Raw genomic sequence first — 1,064 nt, forward strand, 5'->3', positions numbered from 1 at the left:
GGGGGCCAATGTCGAGGGCAGCGAAATTCTGACGTACAAGACCTGCTGGGTCATCGAATCAGCGTGATGTATCAGTCCATTCATGAATTCACTCGGATTCGCATGATGCATGTATCGGAACGGACTCGCGCGGATTCAGGATCTCCCGTGAGTTCATGAGGGCTCCTGTGAGTTCGAGGGCTCGTACGCGGTTTTCCACAGCCGCGTACGAGCCCTCGCTGTGCCTTCACCGCCTCGCACACGACCGGTCGAGGCGCTTCCAGACCGGCACTCGCCGGTCGGCAGGCATCGCGACCCTCGACCGCTCCATCGCCGGCGGCCTTTACCTCGACACCCCGACCCTGCCCCCTCCATGATTTTGCAGTTCCCCGGCAGACACGTCAGCCCGTAAGGTCCGCGCACGCGATCGATCTGTGTGAGGGCATCCGCTGCGCTGGACTCACAGGTGTACTGGCCCACGGCTCAGTCCTCGATGCAGGCCTCGGCCAGGTGGGCAAGGATGAAGTCCGCACTCTGGCCTGCGGTCTGGTTCGTCGTATCCAGCCATAGTCCACGTCGCGGGGTCTCATACCGCAGTGTGCGGTCGAGGAGGCTCACGGTCCAAGGTTCGCCGTAGCCGTTCTTGTGACGTCCGGCCTCGCGGATCTCGACCGCCTCCGGGGCCGGGGCGAGTACGACCAGGTAGAGGGGCCTCGAATTCACGGCGGCGAGAAACGCGTCCAGGTGCTCGCCGAGGACGACATCCTGCACCATCACAGTCCACCCTGCTCCCGCGTACAGGTCTGCGGTGGCAGCGGACGCCCGGTAGCGCAACCGGAGCTGGCGAGTGGCCTCGGCGGTCGGCTCAGGTGTGAATTCTTCGCGACCTGACACGATCATGCGCCGGAAACTGTCGCCGCGCAGGTGAACCGAGCGTGGCAGCCGCTCCGCGAGTAGTTGAGCGACCGTGGACTTCCCCGACGCCATGATCCCCGTCACGAGCACGACCGCCGACGTGAGTTCCTGCGACATGAAGCCCCCTGGTCACGTGCCCCGAGTGTTCTCGCCGGTCGGGCCTCCTACCC

1 protein-coding gene is annotated in these 1,064 nt (G+C 64.8%); it reads right to left on the reverse strand.

Annotated elements, in window-relative coordinates; genetic code table 11:
- Positions 1-462: 462 nt before the first annotated feature.
- Positions 463-1,011, reverse strand: a complete 549-nt coding sequence (locus tag ACFVXE_RS39240; RefSeq protein ID WP_389678608.1) for an AAA family ATPase — start codon at positions 1,009-1,011, stop codon at positions 463-465.
- Between the last annotated feature and the right edge of the window lie 53 nt (positions 1,012-1,064).

The sequence above is a fragment of the Streptomyces sp. NPDC058231 genome (assembly GCF_042882275.1).
Lineage (GTDB): Bacteria > Actinomycetota > Actinomycetes > Streptomycetales > Streptomycetaceae > Streptomyces.

Coding starts and splice junctions, on each gene's coding strand:
- ACFVXE_RS39240 (WP_389678608.1), bottom strand. CDS start 1,011: ATGTCGCAGGAACTCACGTCGGCGGTCGTGCTCGTGACGGGGATCATG.